Below are 19,325 nucleotides of genomic sequence, written 5' to 3' on the forward strand. Positions count from 1 at the left end.
AAGGGATGCTCCTTAAAGTTCGGCCCACCATATAGGAGGACCGAAGCGTCTTGAAAGAGCCTGTTTGGGCCTTTTCAACCTCATTTGCGAGGCTGAAGCCATTTCGGGATTAAACCAGGCGTCAGATGCTCTTGAAGGCGCGGCTGATCCAGCTGCCGCTGTCTTCGGAAGGCTCGTACCCACCCTTGTTGAGCAGCGAATAGGCATCCTTGTACCACTGGCTGTCCGGGTAGTTGTGCCCGAGCACGGCTGCGGCCGTCTGCGCTTCGTTGACGACACCGAGCGCGTAGTAGGCTTCGGTCAGGCGGAACAGGGCTTCTTCCACGTGCCGCGTGGTCTGGTAATCGACGACAACCGTCTTGAAGCGATTGATCCCTGCGATGTAGTTGCGCTTCTTCAGGTAGAAGCGACCAACCTGCATTTCCTTGCCGCCAAGCTGGTCATGCACGATGCGCAGCTTGCTTTCGGCATCCGGCACATATTCCGATTCCGGGAAGCGCTGGATCAGCTCGTTGAACGCACCGGCTGCCTTCCGGGTCACGGCCTGATCGCGGGTAATGTCCGGCATCTGGCGGAAATAGGCCTGACCGGCGAGATACAGCATGTAGGCTGAATCCTCGTCCCCCGGATAGAGCGTCACGAACCGCTTCGCCGCAGTTACGGTTTCCGTGTACTTGCCGCGCGAGTAGTTCAGGAACGCCAGGTTCACCAGCGATTTCTTGGAGTATTCAGAATAGGGATAGAGCTTGTCGAGCTCTTCGAATTTCTGGGTCGAATCGCGCAGTTTGCCTTGCGCGCGCAGGGACAGGCCTTCGTTGAACAGAACTTCCGGCGGCGTATCGTTGAGTGCCAGCTCATCGAGATCGTCCTTGCCACCGCATGCGGCAAGCGCAAGCGGTACAGCCAGAACGGCCAATCTCAGGAAGGTTTTCATGTGTTTGGCTCTGTTCACTTCAGAACCAGTATCCATTCCGTTCACGCCTATACTCCCGGACCTTTCCGGCCCCTAAGGCCCATGTCATGCGGCCTTGCAAATTTATCGACAGGAGTGTTTAGCGGAAATCACCGGTCCCCGTCACGTCCTCATCGGCCATCTGACGGTTTTTTTGAGCAATTTTATGGCAACCGGTCCAAATAGGTTCCGAATTCCGCCGAAAAGAAAACGGCCGCTTCATCAAAGCGGCCGATCAAAATTATATCAGGAGACGTCAGGTCCGAAAGCAGCAGCGGCTGCGATACCGCCCTTGTCGACCTGGCCGACCTTGCGGAATGCAGGCGACTCGACGATTTCGAACGCGCTCGGATCTTCAAACAGCTTAACCAGGATCGCGTGGTTCATCTTGTGCCCGCCCTTGTAGGAGCGGTAGAGACCCAGGATCGGCAGACCGGCAAGAGCCAGGTCGCCAACCGCGTCGAGCGCCTTGTGACGTGCAAACTCGTCCGGCCAGCGGGTGCCTTCCGGATTGAGAACCTTGTCCTCGGCAATCGCCACGGAATTTTCCAGCGACGATCCCAGGGCAAAGCCCATCTTCCAAAGCTGCTCGACATCCTTCACGTAGCCGAAGGTGCGCGCACGGGAAAGCTCGTCACGGAACACGTCCGGAGTGATGTCGGAAGAGAACTGCTGGCGACCGATCAGCGGCGTGTCGAAGTCGATGGTGATATCGAACTTGGTGCCGTTGTAGGGGTGCAGCTCGCACCATGCCGTACCGTTGTCGACGCGAACGGTCTTCTTCACCTTCAGGTACCGGCGTCCCCGGTCCAGGCGTTTCAGGCCGATCTGCTCGATTGCTTCGACAAACGCAACGCTGCTGCCGTCCATGACCGGCATTTCCGGACCGTCGATTTCCACGATCAGGTTGTCGACACCCATGCCGAAAAGAGCTGCCATGAGATGCTCAACGGTCGCGACGCCTTCACTGGAAGGATCGCCGAGAACGGTGCAAAGTGCTGTTGCGGATACCTTGTTCCAGAGGGCCGGAACTTCGGTGGAGTTTTCCTGGTCGGTGCGGGTGAACACAATCCCCACACCAGCTTCGGCCGGTACGAGAGTGATCGACGCGGGTTTGCCCGAATGAACGCCAATCCCGGTCAGGGTCACCTGATCGGCTAGCGTCGTCTGTCGGTCAACATATGCGGTCATAAAACCCTGCCCTTCCGGTTTGCGGCGGAAACAAGCCCTCTATTTGCCCTTAAAGGGTTACGGACTTTTAACGATCCCGCGTTGGCTGGGAACATAGTCCCGAACCCCAATTGGGCGAAATAAAGCTTTATTACGATTTGTAACGATTCACAGGCTTTCAAATCACTGAATTAAAACGGGAATTTGTTCCGTTACGGAAACAGCCCGGAGCGTGAACTCCGGGCTGTAACGATCAGGGAAGATGATCGGGTCTCGAATCAGTTGGCCTGGCGGCGAAGAAACGCCGGAATTTCCAACTGTTCGTCTTCTGTTGCAGTTACCGGCTTCGGCGTTGCCCGCCCGGTGTTGTCCAGCTGGCCTGCAGCGCCATGAGCTGCGGGACGTTGCTGGGGCGCACGCGGGGCGGCCTGCTGGGCCGGCTGCATCTGCGGAGCAGGACGGGCAACCGGTGCGGCAGCCATGTCATGTTCCTGATCTTCTTCGTGATGACGGCCAAGGCCGCTTGCAAGGCGACGCAGCAGCCCCATCGGGCGGCGGTCGTCTTCGACGTGCTCTTCATAGCTCGGTGCCGGAGCAGGCTGCTGAGGACGCTGCTGGGCAACGGCCTGCTGAGGCTGGGCTACATTTGCAGTCTGCTGCTTTGCCTGAATTTCACGCTGAGCGATCGGCGGGAAATCCTCCACCCGCGGCATGCGCGGTGCAGGGTTATGCTCGGCGGCAACCGGCGGAATGTAAGGCTGGCTGACCGGCATGTCTTCTGCGACAGGTGCCCGGGCTTCGTCTTCGATGTCGAGCATCTGCGGCTTGGCTGCAAGCGAACCTGCTGCCGGCTGCACCTTCTTGATCTCGACAGCCGGATCGCTTGCGACGGCGACCGGCTGCGGATCCGGAATGGCAAGTTCCCGTTCCAGATTGGCAACGGCCTTGGCAGCGGCATTTTCGGCGTGAGCCTTTTCAGCCAGAGCGGCCGGGCGCTGAGTGTTGATTTCCGGTGTCCGGCTTACCGCCGGAGCTTCCGCCTTTACAGGCTGAGATGCTGTTCCGGGAAACGTGTTGGCCGCAAGGCCTTCCTCCCTGTCAATGCCGGTTGCAACGACGGACACGCGGATGAGACCATCCAGCGTCTCGTCGAAGGTCGCGCCCAGAATGATGTTGGCGTCGGCGTCAACTTCCTCGCGGATGCGGGTAGCCGCTTCATCCACTTCGAACAGCGTCAGGTCGTTGCCGCCCGTAATGGAGATGAGCAGGCCTCTTGCGCCCTTCATCGAGGATTCGTCGAGCAGCGGGTTGGCAATGGCCGCTTCCGCCGCCTGCTGTGCACGCTTTTCGCCACTAGCTTCGCCGGTGCCCATCATGGCCTTGCCCATGCCGCGCATCACGGAGCGAACGTCGGCGAAGTCGAGGTTGATGAGACCTTCCTTCACCATCAGGTCGGTGATGCAGGCAACACCAGAGTAGAGCACCTGGTCGGCCATCGCGAATGCGTCGGCGAAGGTGGTCTGGGCATTGGCAATCCGGAACAGGTTCTGGTTCGGAATGACGATCAGTGTGTCGACACTCCGCTGCAGTTCCTCGATACCGGAATCGGCGATCCGCATACGGCGAGCGCCTTCGAACTGGAACGGTTTGGTCACCACACCTACCGTCAGTATACCCTGCTCGCGTGCCGCCCGTGCGATAACGGGTGCGGCACCGGTGCCGGTTCCACCGCCCATGCCGGCGGTGATGAACACCATGTGCGATCCGGACAGGTGATCGTTGATTTCGTCGATCACTTCCTCGGCAGCCGCGCAGCCGACTTCCGGCTGGGAGCCTGCGCCAAGACCTTCAGTCACGGCCACGCCCATCTGGACGAGCCTGTCTGAATGGTTCATGGCCAGTGCCTGGGCATCCGTGTTGGCAACGACGAAGTCGCAGCCCTGGAGACCTGCAGTGATCATGTTATTGACGGCGTTTCCGCCCGCGCCGCCGACGCCGAAGACCGTAATGCGTGGCTTCAGCTCCTGAATGTCGGGCATCTTCAGGTTGATGGTCATATTATCCTCGCGACCCACTGGCGCCCCCGGTACGGGAGTAGCCTCTTCTTCCCTAATCTCCTCTGCCATTTCTGGCAGCTCAACTTCCTGGATGTCGTCTTCTTGGCTCATGTCGTCAGAAGCTTTCCCTGATCCATTGGCCCACGCGGGCCAGGTAACCAGATTGCCCGCCCCACCCTGATCTCCGGTTCTTGTGTTCGAACTGTTCGATCTGAGCGACCTGCGGATAAATCAAGAGACCGACAGCGGCGGCAAAAGCCGGACCTTTGGCAGCCTCGGGAAGACCGGCGACGCCTAGAGGCCGGCCAAGACGGACGTTGCGCCCCAGGATGTGACGCGCAACTTCTCCAAGACCCGTGAGCTGACTTGCGCCCCCGGTCAGAACGATCTGCTTACCGACACGCCCGGCAAAGCCGGACGCCGTAAGCCGATCCCTCACGAGTTCAAGGATTTCTTCCACGCGCGGCCGGATAACCCGGGTCAACGCCGAGCGTGGGATCTGGTTCGGCAGGTCGCTGTCGCTTTCCAGCGGCGGTACCGTGAGCATGTCACGATCGTCCGAGCTGGACGCCAGCGGCGAGCCGTAAAGGGTTTTCAAACGCTCCGCATCCTGCAGACGGGTTGCGAAAGCGCGGGCGATATCGGTGGTGACGTGATTGCCGCCAACGGCAATCGCATCCAGGTGCACCATGTGGCCATCGACGAAGACCGACAGTGTCGTCGTGCCGCCGCCCATGTCGATGCAGGCAACACCAAGCTCGGCTTCATCATCGACGATAGTGGACAGGCCACTGGCAAACGGCGTCGCCACCATGGTTTCCACATGAAGGTGACCGCGGTTGATGCACAGTTCCAGATTGCGCACAGGCGGAACTTCCGCCGTCACCACCTGCATGTCGACGCCCAGCTTGTGGCCCATCATGCCACGCGGATCGCGGATGCCGCGGCTGCCGTCCAGCGAATAGGAGATCGGCAAGGCGTGTGTGACGGCCCGGCCGTCAGTCACCGAGTGGCTGGAACCGGCGGAAAGCACCCGCTGGATATCGGCTTCAGACACGCTGTCGCCTGCCAGCGGAACGTTGGCGCTGTAGATCTCGCTCTGCAGGCGTCCGCAGCTGATGTTGGCGATCAGCGACTCGACCGTCACGCCGGCCATGCGCTCGGCACTGTCGACTGCCAGACGGATGGCCTGTTCGGCAGCATCCATGTCGACAACGACGCCGGACTTGATCCCGCGCGAGCGCTGATAACCGTATCCCAGCACTTCCACCTTGTGGGAGCGGCTGGAGAGAATTGCCTTTTCTTCCTGCGGCACCAGTTTGGCGATCAGGCAGCAGACCTTCGTGGAGCCCACATCCAGAACCGACATGATGACAGCACGACGGCTCGGCAGCGGCCGCATCTTCGGCAGGTAGAGGTTGTTGTCGGAGCGGCTCATGTGTCACGCTCCTTTTTGCCTGAGCGGCCCTTGCCGCCCGTCATGACCTTGCGCTGTTCGGCAGCCTCGTCGGAGAGGCGCACGGTCACGCGGTCTGCCAGACGCATGTCGATGGCAACGATATCCCGGGACAAAAGCCCGCTTTCTTCATCCATTTTCACCAGATCTGCCAAGGCGGCGTCGATGTTGTCTTGGGGCAAGCGGATAGAAATCCCATTCTCAAGCTGCAGGTCCCAGCGGCGATCGCTGATCAGGAACGCCGCGCGCACGCGCGGACGCAGGCCCGGGACCTTCTCCAGCGCGGTATTGATCTCGGATGCCCTGCGCTGAGCACCGTGGTTCACGACAAGCAGCAGATTGGCATAACGCCCATCCACCTCGTCGGTGATCACGTCACCTGATTCGTTTACGATCGAGACCATGTCGCCGCGCTGCCACAGCGCATAGGGCACGCGTTCCTCGATGTTGATCTGCAGCGTGCTCGGATAGAGCTTCATCACCGACGCGCTCTTCACCCAGGCCATCTCGTTAAGACGCTCGCGAGCGCTATTGGCGTCAAACAGGGCGAGCGAGGAACCCTCGTGAATTTCCAGCGCTTCCAGGATCTGGAACTCGTTGATTTCACGCTGGCCGGACAGCTTGACGGCCTCGATGCCGAAACCAGCAGCGGACAGGAGGCTGTCGGCAACAAGCCGGCCGTGCCCCCCTATGACTATTCCATAACCAATTGTTAAGGTTAAGAAAGTCAGCGCAGCAGCAGATCCGGACCAGCGTGGCAGATCTGCCAGGCGCCCGGCCGAACGCCACACCGGCTGGCGGTGCAAACGCGGCACACCGCGCCCGCGCGGAGCCAGCTCGGCCTCCAGCGGGGTCATCGCGTCCCGGTAATGTTTGCGCCTTATCGACAGCAACTCGCGTCCTCAACCATCCAGCTGACCAGGTCCTTGAAACTCATCCCCTTGTGGGCCGCCATTTCGGGCACAAGAGAAGTCGGCGTCATGCCTGGCTGCGTGTTCACTTCTAGGCAAATCAGCTCTCCGGATCCGTCTTCCTTTTCATCGAATCGGAAGTCGGCGCGGGAAACACCGCGGCAACCCAGAGCCTGATGCGCCTTAACTGCTAGTGTCTCTATGGTTTGGTAAACAATCGGTGAAATTTTTGCAGGAAGAATGTGTTTTGAACCGCCTTGTGCATATTTTGCGTCGTAATCGTAGAAGCCATGACCTAACGGCACTACGTCGATGACGCCCAGGGCCGTATCATCCATGACGGCACAGGTCAGCTCCCGCCCGCTGATGAACTTTTCGCACATCAGAACGTCAGGGTAAGGCCAGTCCTCCCGCCCCAGCTCCTGTGGCGGAAACTCTTGATCTTCCTTGACAATCAGCACCCCAAAGCTCGATCCCTCGTTGATGGGTTTCAGCACATATGGCGGCTTCATCGGATGCTCGCGGGTGATCTCCCGGCGGTTGACAACAAGGTGTTCCGTGACCGGAATTCCGGCTGCATTCATCACCGCTTTTGCCTTCACCTTGTTCATTGCAAGGCTTGAGGCGAGCACACCGGAATGTGTGTACGGGATGTTAAGAACTTCTAATATTCCCTGAACGCAGCCATCCTCGCCGAAGGGACCGTGAAGAGCGTTAAAGACCACATCGGGCTTCAAATCTTTGAGAACAGCGGAAATATTGCGGTCAACATCGACCCTGGTGACCCGGTAGCCGGCTTCTTCCAGCGCATCGGCGCAGCCCTTGCCGCTGGCGAGGCTTACAGGACGCTCGTTAACCCACCCCCCCATCAGGACAGCGACATGTTTGCTTGCCATCAGGCAGCCTCCCCTTCCTTGCCCAGAAATGGCTCGATAGCCCCCTGTGCACCGAATTCACCCAGGCGCTTGATCTCCCACTCCAGGCGGATGCCGCTGTGCGCCAGCACGCGCGCGCGCACGGTTTCCCCTAGCAGTTCGAGATCATGTCCGGTGGCCGTTCCGGTATTGATCATGAAGTTGCAATGCATTTCGGACATTTGCGCTCCACCGACGGTCAGGCCACGGCATCCTGCCGCGTCGACCTCTTTCCATGCCGACGTACCGTGCGGGTTCTTGAAGGTGGATCCGCCGGTCTTTTCACGGATCGGCTGCGCCCGTTCACGGTGGGCGACAACGTCGGCCATTTCCTGCCGGATCGAGGCTTCGTCCTGCGGCACGCCTTCAAAGACGGCGGAGGTAAAGATCAGGTCTTTCGAAGCCTCCGAGTGGCGATAGGCATAGCCCATGTCCTCATTCGTCAGAACGTGGCGGTTACCGTCCCGGTCGACAGCGGTCAGCTCCACCATGCGCTCGCGGGTTTCCGTGCCGTGAGCGCCCGCATTCATGCGCAGCGCACCGCCCAGACCGCCAGGAATACCTGTGTAAAACGCAAAACCGCCGAGACCGGCCTTGGCCGCAGCCTCCGCCAGACGCTTGTCCGGCACGGCCGCCCCTGCCCTTAACCTGTTTCCGCCGACTTCCTCGATGGAACCGAAGCCCTTTGCACTCAGGCGAATGACAACGCCCTTCAGGCCGCCGTCACGGATCAGCAGGTTGGAACCCAGCCCTACCGGCAGCACCGGAACATCTTTCGGAAGTTTTTTCAGGAAGGCAGCAAGGTCGTCTTCATCCGCCGGCTGGAACATCAACTGCGCGGGACCACCAGTGCGGAACCACGTGACCGCAGACAGTGGCTGGTTGGCCGTCAGCTTGCCACCGATACCTTCGGCAAGCTCCGGATACTGCTCCAGCAGATCGGGAAACGCCATGTGACGTCCTCCTTAAAGCTCTTCCAGCTGTTTCGGCAGCGCGTATGCCCACTGAGTGATGTTGCCGGCCCCGAGGCAAACCACGAAGTCGCCCGGCTCGGCCAGTTCCTTGACAAGCGCCGGCAGTTCTTCCGGGCCCTCGATCGCCCGAACGTTCCTGTGACCGCGGGTCTTCATGCCCGAGACGAGATCGGTATGTGCCGCTCCCTCGATCGGCTGCTCCCCCGCGGCGTAGACAGGAGCGATAATCACCGCGTCCGCATCGTTGAAGCAGTTCGAGAAATCATCGAACAGGCTGTGCAGGCGCGAATAGCGATGTGGCTGCATCACCGCGATTACCTTGCCTTTTGTCGACTCGCGCGCCGCATGGAGCACGGCCTTGATTTCAACAGGGTGGTGGCCGTAATCGTCGAATATCTGAACGCCGCCCACCGTGCCGGTGTGCGTGAAGCGCCGCTTGACGCCGCCGAAGGCCGCAATGCCTTTTCTGAGATCGTCCGCCTCGACACCCAGCTGCGAGGCAACCGCGATTGCCGCGGTGGCATTCGAAACGTTGTGAAGGCCCGGCATCGGCAGCGTCAGGTCGTTCAGTTCGATCACCTGCCCGCTGCGGCGGTCACGAAGGGTCACGGAGAAGATCGACTTGCCACCATCCATCGACACATCGGTGTAGCGAACGTCGGCCTGCGGATTGGCGCCATAGGTGACGACACGCCGGTCTTCGATGGTCCCGATCATCGTCTGGACTTCCGGATGGTCGAGACACATGACGGCAAAGCCGTAGAAGGGCACATTTTCAACGAACTGCCGGAAGGCAGCGCGTACGCCGGCGAAGTCGCCGTAGTGATCCAGATGCTCCGGATCGATATTTGTGACGATGGCGACATCAGCCGGCAACTTGACGAAGGTGCCGTCGCTCTCGTCTGCCTCGACAACCATCCAGTCACCCTCGCCCATGCGGGCATTGGTGCCATAGGCATTGATGATACCGCCGTTGATCACCGTCGGATCCAGACCGCCGGCATCGAGAAGTGCGGCAACCATCGATGTGGTCGTGGTCTTGCCGTGTGTGCCGCCAACGGCGATCGCCTGCTTGAAGCGCATCAGCTCGGCCAGCATTTCCGCCCGTCGCACCACAGGGATCAGCTTTTCACGGGCCGCGACCAGTTCCGGGTTGTCCTTCTTGATGGCGGAAGACACGACCAGCACCTCGGCATCGCCCAGGTTTTCTGCGGCATGGCCAATGGAAACCTTGATGCCGTTGTCACGCAGGCGCTGAACATTGGCGTTTTCCGCCATGTCCGAGCCTTGTACCGTGTAGCCGAGGGTCTTCAGCACTTCGGCAATCCCGCTCATGCCGATACCGCCGATGCCGACAAAATGAACCGGTCCGATGTCCTGCGGCATCTTCATGGCCGTTCTCCTTGTTTTGCTGCGACCTTCTCGACGAGGTCGGCAAGTCTTTTCACCGCGTCAGGCCTGGCGACGCTGCGCGCCTTTTGCGCTGCTTCGCCCAGCATTTCGGGTGCATTCATGAATCGGGTGATTTCCTGGGCCAACCGCTCCGGATAAAGGTCGACCTGACGGATCGGCCAGGCCCCACCTGCTTTTTCAAGCACCTTGGCATTGGCAGCCTGGTCCTGATCAATGGCTCCGGGCAACGGTACCAGGATGGAGGGACGGCCAAGAACGCTGAGCTCGCTGACCGACGACGCACCGGACCGGCAGATCACCAGATGCGCCTGGGCAATCCGCTGTGGCATGTCCTGGAAGAACGGCGCGCATTCGGCCTGAACGCCCAGACTGTCGTAAACAGCCTGTACCCGCTCCATGTCCTCCGGACGGCACTGCTGCACGATCCGCAAACGGGTGCGGATATCGGCAGACAGTTTTTCAAGCGCCGGCGGCAACAGATCGGAAAAGAAGCGTGCGCCCTGGGATCCGCCGAAGACCAGCAGGTTGAACGTTCCACCAGTGAGCGGTGCCGAGTAGGGCAACTCCGCAGCCGCGAGGACGGCGTCCCGAACAGGGTTGCCCGTTTCAGTCAGCTTGGCCTTGAAATCCGCCGGCAGATCTTCGATCGGCACGCTTGTGGCAATGGCGGTCACGCCCTTCGCCAACAGGCGGTTCGCCCGCCCCATGACGCCGTTTGCTTCGTGCAGGATGGAGGGCGTGCCCGTGAGCCGGGCAGCATACATCGGCGGAAACGTCGGATAACCACCAAACCCGGCCACGACATCCGGCTTCAAGGCCTTGATCACCTTGCGTGCCTGCAGCGTTCCAAGAAACAGTTTCACTGCAGTCTTCGCCAGCAGGAAGGGATTGCGCCCCCGAATGGTCTCCGAGGCGATGATGTGAACCTTGCGAGCGGGAAAGGCACTGCCGTATTTGTCGGCCCGTTCGTCGGTTGCAAGTTCCACGGTCCAGCCGCGCCGGATCAACTCGCTGGCCAGCGCCTGTGCGGGGAAGAGGTGGCCGCCCGTTCCGCCGGCCGTCAGTAAAACAGTTTTGCTCATGAGTGCGGCTTGGGGCCTTACATCAGGGAAGAGGGTGAAAGCCGGCTCACCGTGACGACATCACCGCGCGACGGCTGCGGCCGCCTGCGCGTGAGCGCCAGAATGGCACCAGCGGTCATGGCGGACGACAAGAGCGACGACCCGCCGTAGGAAACGAACGGCAGGGTCATGCCCTTGGACGGAATGAGGTGAAGGTTCACCGCGAGATTGATCGTGGCCTGCAGGCCGAACAGCACGGTCAGTCCTGCTGTGGCAAGACGACTGAAAGCATCCTGATCACGGCTGGCGTGACGCAGGCCTCTCAAGACAATGAATGCAAAGACGGAGACAAGCAGCAGACAGGCGATTACGCCGAACTCCTCACCGACAACGGCGAAGATAAAGTCTGTGTGGCTGTCAGGCAGTATCCGCTTGACGGTGCCCTCCCCCGGACCACGGCCCAGCCACCCACCTGCGAGAAAGGAATCCTTGGCCGTATCGATCTGGAAGGTATCGCCGGAGCTCGGGTCGAGGAACCGGTCCACGCGGTTGGTCACGTGCGGCAGGAAGGCATAGGCGGCAAACAGGCCGACGATCCCGATGACGCCAAGCGCCATGATGATGAGCCACGAAATCCCGTTCAGAAAGAACAGCCCTGCCCAGACCAGGCCGAGCAGCATGGTCTGACCAAAGTCCGGCTGGGCGATCAGGAGAGCCGCGCAAACCGCAAAGAGTACAAAGGCGAAGAGTACCCCAGGCACCTCGCGCCGGCGGCCACTTTCCGACAGAAGGAAGGCGATCAGGATCACGAAGGCAGGCTTCAGGAATTCGGACGGCTGTATCGACAACCCGGCGATATAGATCCAGCGCCGCGCACCCTTGGCCTCAAACCCCAGGAACAGGGTGGCAACCATCATCAGCAGCGACACGATGAACAGGATGAGTGCCGCCCTCCGGACCATGCGCGGCGTCATAAGCGAGCCGGCAAGCATGATCGTCAGGGCCGGTATCAGGAACATGGCCTGTCGCTTGACGAAATAGAAGGTTTCAACGCCGATGCGTTCGGCAACCGGCGGACTGGCTGCAAACGAAAGCACCACACCGCCAACCATCAGCAGGCTGAAGGCGGCAAGCAGATAGTGGTCCACTGTCCAGAGCCATTCCGCAAAGCGGCTGCGATCGGCGCGCGAAACCATATCAGGCGACCTCCTGGGTATTGCCGGAATTGGGCAAGGCACGCACCGCATCTACAAAAGCAGCGCCCCGCAGTTCAAAATTCGGGAATTGGTCGAAGCTCGCACAGGCGGGCGACAAAAGTATGGCGATTTCAGCCGCACCGTCCTCCGCCGCCTCGGCAGCGGCGTCCTGCACGGCCTGGGTCAGCGTTCCGCTGATCTTGAAGGGCACGCGGCCATCCAGCGTCTTGGCGAAATCCTGAGCCGCCTCTCCGATCAGGAAGGTCTTGGCGATCTTCGGGAAATATTCGTCCAGCGAGGAGATACCGCCCGCCTTGGCCCGGCCGCCCGCGATCCAGTAGATCCGGTCGAAACTTGCCAATGCTCTGGCCGCAGCGTCAGCGTTGGTGGCCTTGGAATCGTTGATATAGAGAACCCGGCCCTTCTTCTCCACCACTTCCATGCGGTGATGAAGTCCCGGGAAGGTCTTGAGGGCTTCTGCGATCTGCGCTGCCGGAATTTCCAGCGCACGCAGAGCCGCGAAGGCAGCCGCCGCATTCTGGCCGTTGTGGTCACCGCGGAGGCTGTCGATCCCGCCAAGCAGGGCTACTTCGATCTGGCTACCGTCATGCGCCTCGATCAGTCGCCCGTGGCGAGCGTAGATACCGTTGGTGAGTTCCTTTTCACCAGCGATCCGGCACACGGGCTTGCGCGCAAGTTCAAGCCTGTCGGCAATTACTGAGGACAACCGGTCGTCAACTCCCACCACCGCGACCTTGGCACCGGCAACAAGCCGCTCCTTGATAGCGGCGTAGTTTTCCATGGACCCATGACGATCGAGATGATCCGGCGACAGGTTCATGTGAATGCCGACAGTTGCATCCAGGGTCGGCGCCAGATCGATCTGGTAGGAAGAGCACTCCACCACATAGTGCCGACCGGGTTGCGGAGGATCGAGCTCCAGAACCGGCGTCCCGATGTTACCGCCGAGTTGCACGTCCCGGCCCAGGGCCTTCAGGAGATGCGCGATCAGGGCGGTGGTCGTCGACTTGCCATTGGTACCGGTAATCGCAATCAGCGGCGCGGACGGGCATTGTTTGCGCCGCTCACGGCAGAAAAGCTCGACATCGCCGACAATCTCGACGCCGGCATCACGCGCCAGCTCCACCGACCAGTGCGGCACCGGATGGGTCAGCGGTACCCCCGGAGCAAGAACCAGTGCGGCAACGTCCGACCAGTCAAGGTCCCGAAGGTCTTGCGTTGCAAGCCCCTCGCCGGCAGCTTGTGCGACCCGAGCTTCGTTATCGTCGTAACAGACCACATCCGCACCGCCAGCCCTCAGCGCACGCGCCGTTGCAAGCCCGGACCCGCCGAGCCCGAACAGGGCAACCTTTCTGCCGTCGAATGTGGTGACCGGGATCATGCGCCTACCTCAGCTTCAAGGTTGCGAGGCCGAGCAGGGCAAGCACGACGGAAATGATCCAGAAGCGGATCACCACCTGGCTTTCGGTCCAGCCCATGATCTCGAAATGATGGTGGATCGGCGCCATGCGGAAGACCCGCTTGCCGGTCAGCTTGAAGGAGAACACCTGCACGATGACCGACACGGCTTCGAGTACGAAGAGGCCTCCAATGATGGCCAGAACAATCTCGTGCTTGGTAGCAACCGCGATTGCGCCGATCATGCCGCCGAGAGCAAGTGATCCGGTGTCACCCATGAAGATGGCGGCCGGAGGGGCGTTGAACCACAGGAAGCCGAGACCCGCGCCAATCACGGCACCGCAGATGACGGCAAGTTCACCGGTGCCGGCAACGTGGTGGATCTGGAGATAGCTGGCAAAAACCGCGTTACCGGAAAGATAGGCAATCAGGCCGAAGGAAGCGCAGGCGATCATCACCGGTACGATTGCCAGACCATCGAGACCGTCGGTCAGGTTGACCGCGTTCCCCGCGCCAACCATCACGAAGGCCGCGAAGGGAATGAAGAAAAGACCGAGATTGAGCGTCAGATCCTTAATGAAGGGAAAAGTGATCGCTTCCGAGTATTCGGACACATCCAGAAGGGTAACCGCGAAGGCCGCGCCGCCCGCGATCAAGAACTCCAGGCCCAACCGGGCCTTGCCGCCAAATCCCTTGTGCGAGGACTTGGTGACCTTCAGGTAGTCATCATAAAAGCCAATGCCGCCGAACCCGAGGGTGACGCCGATGACCACCCAGACGTAAGGGTTGGAAAGATCCGACCAAAGCAATGCCGCGACCAGGGCCCCTGACAGGATCATCAACCCGCCCATGGTGGGCGTGCCTTTCTTGGTCAGCAGATGACTTTCAGGTCCGTCGGCGCGGATCGGCTGCCCATGCCCTTGCCGGATCCGAAGACTGGCGATGATTTTCGGTCCGAACAGGAAAACGAAAAACAGCGCGGTCATGATCGCGCCACCGGTTCGGAAAGTGATGTAACGGAACACGTTCAGCGCTGAAATCTGATCCGCGAATTGCCCCAAGAAATAAAACATCCAATGCCCCTTACGCCGCTGCGGTGTCGTCCGCAGGCGGATATTCTTTTTTCAAGGCCTCGACAAGCGGGCCCATCCGGGTTCCGAGCGATCCCTTGATCATAACAACATCACCGGAACGGACGTCGCCCAAAAGCACGTCTTCCAGATCTTTTGCTTCTTCGCAGTAGTGTCCGCGCAGGTCATGCGGCAGCAGCTTCCAGAGCGCATGCATGTGCGGGCCCGCGCAATAGACCGCGTCGATATCGGCGTCGGTAATCGGTTGGAGCAACTCCGCGTGCAAACGGTCGGCATCGGCCCCCAGTTCGCGCATGTCTCCAATGACGGCAATACGGCGACCCGGCCTTGTGACAGGCGCCTCGCCCAGCACGGCAAGTGCTGCCTTCATAGAGGCGGGATTGGCGTTGTAGCTCTCGTCGATCAGGTTGAACTCGCCCTTCTGCATGGGCAGACGGGTCACCTCGCCGCGACCCTTGGGTGCGCGCATGGAATCGAGTGCCAGTCCTGCTTTTGCAAGATCCGCCCCCAGATCCACGACCGCGGTCAAGACTGCCAGGCTATTCTTGACGTGGTGTTTGCCCGACGCCCCGATCTTGTACGTGATTTCCTGGCCCAGAATGCTGGCGTCGACACTCGATCCGGCCGGATAGGAAACGGCCTTCTGGAGATGGCTGTCTGCCGAAGGGTCTTCGCCAAATGTTTGGATTTTGGAAACACCGGCAGCAGCAGCCAGAAACTTCAGCAGGTCGAATTGCAGGTTGTCCTTGTTCAGGATCGCAATTCCACCAGGCTCCAGTCCGTCGAAAATTTCGGCCTTTGCCTTGGCTATCTGCTCGACGCTGTCGAAGAATTCCAGGTGTACCGGCTGAACGGTGGTGATGATCACCACGTGCGGGCGCACCATCTTTACCAGCGGCGAGATTTCGCCCGCATGGTTCATGCCGATCTCGAAGACTCCGAAATCCGTGTCGGCGGGCATGCGTGCCAATGTCAGCGGTACGCCCCAATGGTTGTTGAAAGAGGCAACCGAGGCATGAACCTTGCCGGATTCTGTCAGTGTCAGGCGCAACGCTTCCTTCGTGCCGGTCTTGCCGACAGAACCGGTAACCGCGACAATGCGGGCATTACTGCGGGCCCGCGCTGCGACACCGAGCTTGCGCATGGCTTCAAGCGGGTCGTCCACCACCACGTAGCGGCCATCTTCGGGCAGATTGGACAAACGATCCTCGCCGACCAGCGCCACAGATGCACCGGCTTCCAGTGCGGCGGCAACATAATCATGCCCGTCCAGACGGTCGCCGGTGATCGCGACGAATGCATCACCCGGCTCCAGCGTCCGGCTGTCTATGGATATACCGGTAATTTCAGCGCCAGCATCACCCTGAAGGCGGCCACCGGCGGCTTCAACAAAGGCATCGAGGGTCCAAAGCGGGTCGCTCATGTGTTTCCTTCAAGACTGATGGCGCGCTTTACGGCTTCGTGATCGGAAAAGGGAATCACTGTGTCGCCAACAATCTGGCCCGTTTCGTGACCTTTTCCGGCCACACACAGGATATCGCCATCCTTTAGGCGGCGAACTCCCTCTGCGATCGCTTCATACCGGTCGCCAATCTCCATTGCATCGGGTGCGCCACCCAACACTGCCTTGCGAATGGTCGCCGGGTCTTCCGAGCGCGGGTTGTCGTCCGTGACGATAACCAAATCGGCCCTGCGAGCCGCGACTTCCCCCATCAGCTCGCGTTTTCCGGGGTCCCTGTCGCCACCGGCGCCGATAATCACGGACAGCTTGCCACGGGCAAACGGCTTCAAAGCCGCAAGGGCATTATCAAGCGCGTCCGGCTTGTGGGCGTAATCGACAAAAACCAACCCGCCTGCCGGCGTCTTGCCGGCAAGTTCAAGACGGCCAGGAGCCCCCTTCAGGTTTTCAAGGGCCCGCAAGGCAGTTCCCGTGTCGATGCCAGCGGCAATCGCGAGACCGGCAGCAATGAGTGCGTTGGAAACCTGGAAGCGACCGATCAGTGGCAGCGTCACCTTGTATTCGCCGCGCGCACTCTGGATCGTCAGTTCCTGCCCTGCCCCCATCGGTTTCAGGCCGGTCAGGGTGAGGTTCCGGCCGGTTTCTCCGACCGTGAAGAGCGGCAATCCTCGCTCCTGCGCGACCGCCATGACCCTGTCAGCATATTTCTCACCCGGATCGCAGACCACTGTGCCGCCTGACGGAAGCAACTCTTTGAACAGGCGAAGTTTTGCATTCAGGTAATGCTCGATCGTCGGATGATAGTCCATGTGATCGCGGCCAAGATTGGTGAAGGCGGCTGCCGTCAGCCGAACACCGTCCAGCCGGTACTGATCGAGACCGTGCGAAGAGGCTTCAAGCGCTGCATGATTGACGCCTTCTTCTTCCAGCTCTGCCAACTGCTTGTGCAAGGCAACCGGGTCCGGCGTTGTCAGGCCGCCGTAACTTTCTCCATCCGGCTTGATAACGCCCAGTGTACCAAGACTTGCCGCTGGGTGACCGGCGGCCTGGAAGATCTGGCGGGCAAAATGAGCAACGGATGTCTTGCCCGCGGTTCCGGTGACGGCAACGATTGTGTCGGGTTGAGCGCCGTAGAAACGGGCCGCCATTCTTGCAAAAACCTGACGAGGCTCTGCGGCACTGACAACGGCAACCGTCTTCGGCACCTGTGCACGCACTGCATCTGCGGCCTCTTCAGCACACAGAATGGCAATTGCCCCGGCCGCTGCTGCGTCCGGGGCGAATTTTGTCCCGTCGACGGAAGCCCCCTTGAAGGCAGCAAACAAGAAGCCCGGCTGAACTTTGCGGCTATCAGCCGTCAGCCCCGTAATTTTCCGAGCCTCTGCCGCTTCGGGCAAGGTCAGCCCGGCAGCTAAATACTCAAGATCCATTTCACCCGATCATCCGGTTTGTGCGTCGTCATTAATGAGCTTTTTCGGAAAACCGGATTTCGGCTGCGACCCCGCCGGTTTTCAAAGCTCAACTCGTCTCCTTAATAGGAAATCTCGATTGGTTCATCCCCTTTGCTGAACCGCGGCATCACACCTAGCATGGGAGCCGAGCGGCGAACGATTGCGCCAACCATCGGCGCAGCGTTCAGACCAGCCGTCGCGCCAATGCCGTCGCGTTCCGGTTTCGGCTCGTCGATAACGACCAGAACCACGTAGCGCGGGTCGTCCATCGGGAAGGCCGACAGGAACGAGTTGCGGCGCTTGTTGTTGACATATCGACCGTTCTCGATCTTCTCCGCAGTGCCCGTCTTGCCACCGACCGTGTAGCCCGGGACATCGGCCCGGCGGCCCGAACCGGAGAGCACGTTCAGCCTGAAGAGATAACGCATCATGCGGCTCGTTTCCGGAGAAACGACTTGTTTGCCAAGCTTTTGCACGTCTTCGGGGCTTCTCGGCAGGAAGGTTGGCGGAAGCAGGACACCACCATTCACCAGCGCCGCGGCGGCAACGGCGGTCTGCATCGGCGTTACCGAGATACCGTGCCCGAACGAGATGGTCATCGCCGCCAGTTCGTTCCATTTCGGCGGCAGCAGCGGCGCTGCATTTTCCGGCAACTCGGTCTGCAGACGATCAGTCAGGTGCAGGCGCTTCAGGAAGTCCTGCTGGCGCGCAATACCGGTCGCCAGCATCATTTTTGCGGTGCCGATGTTGGATGAATAGATGAAGATTTCAGGCACCGACAGGATGCGGTGTTTCCCGTGGAAATCCGAAATCGTGCGGCCGCCTGCCCTGATCGGACGGGTCGCATCGAAGCTGTCATTGATCGAAACAGCCCCCGAATCCAGCGCCATCGCGGTGGTGAAGGTCTTGAAGACCGATCCCATTTCAAAGACACCACCGGTTGCCCGGTTCAGGCGGTCCTTTTCCAGGGCCTGGGCCCGGTCGTTCGGGTCATAGTCCGGCAGAGAGGACATGGCGACCACTTCGCCGGTCTTCACATCCAGAACGATACCGGCCGCGGCGATCGCCTTGTAGCGTTCCATCGCCTTCACGAGCTCATCGCGCACGACATGCTGGACGCGCAGGTCAACGGACAGCTTCACCGGCTCCATCGTACGGTCGGACGTAAAGCCAAGCGACTGAAGGTCCCTCAACCAGGAGTCATCGATGTATTTTTCGATCCCGGCGAGGCCCTGATTGTCGACGTTGACGGAACCAACGATATGGCCTGCGGTCGGCCCACCCGGATAGAAACGCTGGTTTTCCGAAAGGAAGCCGATACCCGGCAGGCCGAGATTGTGAACTCTTTCGGCCTGCTGCGGGGTCATTTCACGCTTCAACCAGACGAAGCCGGCGCCGCTTTCCAGACGACGACGCACGAGACCCTCGTTCAGATCCGGCACGATACGGATCAACCCTTCGACCGCCTCATCCACATCCATGATGCGGCGTGGTTCAGCGTAAAGCGAAGCCGTCTTGATGTCGGTAGCAAGGATCTCGCCGTTCCTGTCGATCAGGTCCGGACGGGAGGCAGCAACGGAATCCTGCGCCGAAATCCAGGCATGGGACGGCGCCTCTTCCATTTGCGCCAGCATGACCAGCCGGCCCGCGATCGCAACATAGACGCAGGCAAAGGCAAGCATGGCCACATAGACACGGGATTTGACCGCGCTGGCGGAGACGGAGTCCCTTGTCGCCCGCGGATGAGCCCGTCTTACCTGAAGGAAGCTGGCCGGTTCACTAACCATCGTCATGACCGCGC

General features: G+C 60.4%; 15 protein-coding genes. All 15 read right to left on the minus strand.

What is annotated here, in order from left to right; all coding sequences use genetic code 11:
- Positions 1 to 121: 121 nt before the first annotated feature.
- Positions 122 to 970: an outer membrane protein assembly factor BamD gene (locus J7447_RS11840; RefSeq protein ID WP_051990129.1), complete on the minus strand. Its 849-nt coding sequence runs from the start codon at positions 968 to 970 to the stop codon at positions 122 to 124.
- 228 nt (positions 971 to 1,198) lie between these two features.
- A complete protein-coding gene (gene lpxC, locus J7447_RS11845) occupies positions 1,199 to 2,143 on the minus strand; it encodes a UDP-3-O-acyl-N-acetylglucosamine deacetylase (protein WP_023000500.1) in 945 nt (314 codons plus the stop codon).
- Positions 2,144 to 2,400: 257 nt separating this feature from the next.
- Positions 2,401 to 4,179 carry a cell division protein FtsZ gene (ftsZ, locus tag J7447_RS11850; protein WP_062491483.1) on the minus strand — a complete coding sequence of 593 codons (1,779 nt, stop codon included), beginning with the start codon at positions 4,177 to 4,179 and terminating at the stop codon, positions 2,401 to 2,403.
- A gap of 115 nt (positions 4,180 to 4,294) precedes the next feature.
- Positions 4,295 to 5,617, minus strand: coding sequence for a cell division protein FtsA (gene ftsA, locus J7447_RS11855; RefSeq protein ID WP_023000498.1), 1,323 nt, complete (start codon positions 5,615 to 5,617; stop codon positions 4,295 to 4,297).
- Positions 5,614 to 6,492 (minus strand): cell division protein FtsQ/DivIB, encoded by an 879-nt coding sequence (locus J7447_RS11860; protein WP_023000497.1) that lies wholly within the window; start codon positions 6,490 to 6,492, stop codon positions 5,614 to 5,616. The genes ftsA and J7447_RS11860 overlap by 4 nt, the downstream gene beginning before the upstream one ends.
- Positions 6,493 to 6,515: 23 nt before the next feature.
- Entirely contained in the window at positions 6,516 to 7,442 is a 927-nt protein-coding gene (locus tag J7447_RS11865; RefSeq protein WP_209169687.1) for a D-alanine--D-alanine ligase, read from the minus strand.
- Positions 7,442 to 8,413, minus strand: coding sequence for a UDP-N-acetylmuramate dehydrogenase (gene murB, locus J7447_RS11870; protein WP_209169688.1), 972 nt, complete (start codon positions 8,411 to 8,413; stop codon positions 7,442 to 7,444). The genes J7447_RS11865 and murB overlap by 1 nt, the downstream gene beginning before the upstream one ends.
- Before the next feature lie 12 nt (positions 8,414 to 8,425).
- On the minus strand, positions 8,426 to 9,826 hold the full coding sequence (gene murC, locus J7447_RS11875) for a UDP-N-acetylmuramate--L-alanine ligase (RefSeq protein WP_023000494.1): 1,401 nt from the start codon (positions 9,824 to 9,826) through the stop codon (positions 8,426 to 8,428).
- Positions 9,823 to 10,929, minus strand: coding sequence for an undecaprenyldiphospho-muramoylpentapeptide beta-N-acetylglucosaminyltransferase (gene murG / locus J7447_RS11880; RefSeq protein WP_209169689.1), 1,107 nt, complete (start codon positions 10,927 to 10,929; stop codon positions 9,823 to 9,825). The genes murC and murG overlap by 4 nt, the downstream gene beginning before the upstream one ends.
- Positions 10,930 to 10,946: 17 nt before the next feature.
- Positions 10,947 to 12,104: a putative lipid II flippase FtsW gene (gene ftsW, locus J7447_RS11885; RefSeq protein ID WP_023000492.1), complete on the minus strand. Its 1,158-nt coding sequence runs from the start codon at positions 12,102 to 12,104 to the stop codon at positions 10,947 to 10,949.
- A 1-nt stretch (position 12,105) separates the two neighbouring features.
- A complete protein-coding gene (gene murD, locus J7447_RS11890) occupies positions 12,106 to 13,506 on the minus strand; it encodes a UDP-N-acetylmuramoyl-L-alanine--D-glutamate ligase (protein ID WP_209169690.1) in 1,401 nt (466 codons plus the stop codon).
- 4 nt (positions 13,507 to 13,510) lie between these two features.
- Positions 13,511 to 14,596, minus strand: a complete 1,086-nt coding sequence (gene mraY / locus J7447_RS11895) for a phospho-N-acetylmuramoyl-pentapeptide-transferase (protein WP_023000490.1) — start codon at positions 14,594 to 14,596, stop codon at positions 13,511 to 13,513.
- A 10-nt stretch (positions 14,597 to 14,606) separates the two neighbouring features.
- Positions 14,607 to 16,037, minus strand: coding sequence for a UDP-N-acetylmuramoylalanyl-D-glutamyl-2,6-diaminopimelate--D-alanyl-D-alanine ligase (locus J7447_RS11900; protein WP_209169691.1), 1,431 nt, complete (start codon positions 16,035 to 16,037; stop codon positions 14,607 to 14,609).
- The gene (locus tag J7447_RS11905) at positions 16,034 to 17,503 is read right to left on the minus strand and encodes a UDP-N-acetylmuramoyl-L-alanyl-D-glutamate--2,6-diaminopimelate ligase (RefSeq protein ID WP_023000488.1); all 1,470 of its coding nucleotides are present in this window, start codon (positions 17,501 to 17,503) and stop codon (positions 16,034 to 16,036) included. Before J7447_RS11905 ends, J7447_RS11900 begins: the two co-directional genes overlap by 4 nt.
- Before the next feature lie 101 nt (positions 17,504 to 17,604).
- Positions 17,605 to 19,317 (minus strand): penicillin-binding protein 2, encoded by a 1,713-nt coding sequence (locus J7447_RS11910; RefSeq protein ID WP_023014553.1) that lies wholly within the window; start codon positions 19,315 to 19,317, stop codon positions 17,605 to 17,607.
- Between the last annotated feature and the right edge of the window lie 8 nt (positions 19,318 to 19,325).

Origin of the sequence: Labrenzia sp. R5_0 (assembly GCF_017743835.1) — a bacterium.
GTDB lineage: Bacteria > Pseudomonadota > Alphaproteobacteria > Rhizobiales > Stappiaceae > Roseibium > Roseibium algicola.